Origin of the sequence: Paraburkholderia tropica, assembly GCF_914484835.1 — a bacterium.
GTDB classification, from domain to species: Bacteria; Pseudomonadota; Gammaproteobacteria; order Burkholderiales; family Burkholderiaceae; genus Paraburkholderia; species Paraburkholderia tropica_A.
In genome coordinates this window covers 1-2,577 of record NZ_CAJZAR010000113.1, presented here as the reverse complement: position 1 = coordinate 2,577, position 2,577 = coordinate 1, and the positions used below count along the sequence as shown (strand labels likewise).

2 protein-coding genes are annotated in these 2,577 nt (G+C 57.9%); both read left to right on the top strand.

Annotated elements, in window-relative coordinates:
• Window positions 1-111 precede the first annotated feature (111 nt).
• On the top strand, window positions 112-1,629 hold the full coding sequence (gene istA, locus LDO54_RS38345; RefSeq protein WP_224018300.1) for an IS21 family transposase: 1,518 nt from the start codon (window positions 112-114) through the stop codon (window positions 1,627-1,629).
• Complete coding sequence (gene istB / locus LDO54_RS38340; protein ID WP_224018298.1) at window positions 1,619-2,428, top strand: IS21-like element helper ATPase IstB; 810 nt, start codon at window positions 1,619-1,621, stop codon at window positions 2,426-2,428. The genes istA and istB overlap by 11 nt, the downstream gene beginning before the upstream one ends.
• Window positions 2,429-2,577 lie beyond the last annotated feature (149 nt).

Below are 2,577 nucleotides of genomic sequence, written 5' to 3'. Positions count from 1 at the left end.
TGTTGAGGTGCGTGCAAAACTGACCCACTTCCACTAAAAATTTGCATCGAAAACTGACCCACATGTTCAATGCCTGCTTGGACGCCAAGCAGGAGAACCGGAGTGATTACGGTGAGCATGTTGGCAAAGATTCGGCGGATGCATTTCCGCGATGGCGTCCCGCTGAGGGACATATCCCGGCGTACTGGTCTGTCACGCAACACCATACGGCGATGGTTGCGTGAGCCTCCATCAACCGGTGAGCCGAAGTATCCGAAACGAGAGAGCAGCAGCGTTGTCGACCCATGGTCGGAGCAGTTGCGTCTTTGGCTACTGGCTGATACGCGAAGGGCGAAGCGCGAGCGGCGCTCGGCAAAGCAGATGCACGCCGATTTGCGGGCTGCTGGATACGACGGCAGCTACGACCGTGTTTGTGCATTCATCCGCAACTGGAAGCAGAACCGCGACGAAGGCGCTCTACGAGGAGCCTTCGTACCGCTCGCCTTCGAATATGGCGAGGCATTCCAGTTCGACTGGAGCTGCGAATACGTCTTCATCGGTGGCCTGAGACGCCGCATAGAAGTCGCACATACGAAGCTCGCCGCAAGTCGCGCATTCTGGCTCGTCGCCTATCACACGCAGAGTCACGAAATGTTGTTCGATGCGCACGCGCGGGCGTTCGCCGCATTCGGAGGCATACCTCGGCGCGGCATCTACGACAACATGAAAACCGCCGTGGACAAGGTGGGGCCGGGAAAAGAGCGCGCCATAAACGCTCGCTTCCACTCGATGTGTAACCACTACCTGTTCGAGCCCGAGTTCTGCAACCGCGCTGCGGGCTGGGAAAAAGGCATCGTCGAGAAGAATGTTCAGGACCAGCGGCGCCACATCTGGCACGAAGCAATCCGCACCCGGTGGGAGTCGCTTGATGTTCTGAACATCTGGCTGGCCGAGCGCTGTCGGCATGCCTGGCAGGAGCTTCGGCATCCTCAATGGCCCGAGCTGACAGTAGCAGACGCGTTGCAGGACGAACGCCCGCGTCTGATGCAGTGTCCTAAGCCGTTCGATGGCTACATCGAACAGCCCGTTCGCGTGTCGTCAACAAGCCTCATCCACTTCCAGCGCAACCGATATAGCGTCCCAACAGAGTTCGCAAATCATGTTGTGAGTTTGCGAACGTATCCGGCGTATATCAGCATCGTCGCCGATGGCAACGAGATTGCGCGCCATGCACGTAGCTTCGACCGATACCTGACCTTCTACGACTGGACGCACTACATCAGTCTCGTGGCCCGCAAACCAGGCTCCCTACGAAACGGAGCCCCGTTCCTCACAATGCCAGAGCCGATGCAGCGGCTTCAGCGTCATCTGCTCCGACAGGCGGGTGGTGACCGCGTAATGGTGCAGGTGCTATCGGCAACGCCTGTGCATGGGCTGGAAGCGGTGCTCGTTGCCGTGGAGCTGGCTCTCGAATCTGGCAGGCCAAGCGCCGAGCATGTGCTGAATATCCTTGCTCGCCTGAAAAGCCCCGCGTCCCGCAGCTCCGACGGCGTACAGACTTCGCTACGGCTGAAGATAGAACCGCTCGCCGACGTCCACCGGTACGAAAAGCTTCGCACTCCGCGCAAGGAGGATGGTCATGTCGAATGAAACCGCAGCGCAACTCAAGTCGCTCAAGCTCCATGGAATGGCGCAGGCGTGGCCAGAGCTGGTCGCCCAGGCGCGGCACAACGAGTTTGAACCGGAGAAGTTTATGCAGATGCTGCTAAAAGCCGAGACGGCCGAGCGACTGGTTCGGTCCATCAACTACCAGATGACCGCCGCGCGGTTCCCAGCGCATCGCGACCTCGCTGGCTTCGACTTCGAACAGGCCAGCACGGACGAGCCGCTCGTGCGTGAACTCCACACGCTGCAGTTCTGCGAATCGGCGCAAAACGTAGTGTTCATCGGTGGGCCTGGTACTGGAAAAACCCATCTCGCTACGTCGCTAGGCATCGAGGCCGTGCAACACCACGCAAAGCGCGTGCGCTTCTACACTACCGTTGAACTGGTGAACCAACTCGAAGCAGAGAAAACAGCTGGAAAACCGGGGCAAATCGCCAACAGGCTGATGTATGCAGACGTCGTCATCCTTGATGAACTCGGCTACCTGCCGTTCACACAAACAGGCGGCGCACTACTGTTCCACCTGTTCTCAAAGCTTTATGAACATACAAGCATCGTTGTGACAACGAACCTTAGCTTCACCGAGTGGTCGAGCGTGTTCGGCGATGCAAAGATGACTACTGCTCTGCTTGACCGCTTCACGCATCACTGCCATATCGTGGAAACGGGCAATGATTCGTGGCGCTTCAAAAACAGCACAGCGGCTCAACCCACGAAGCGGACTACGTCCCGCAAAACCTCACCAAAGACTGCAAAAGACGAAGAAGTTGACGCGCAGGAGTGACGATTCTGCGCCACAAGGGTGGGTCAATTTTAGATGCAAAAAGTGGGTCAGTTTCTACTGCAAATCAACACCGTTCACATAACGCACGGCGGTCTCGCCGCGCCAGATCGTGAACGTGGCCAACTGATCGAGCACCGTGCCGAAATCGA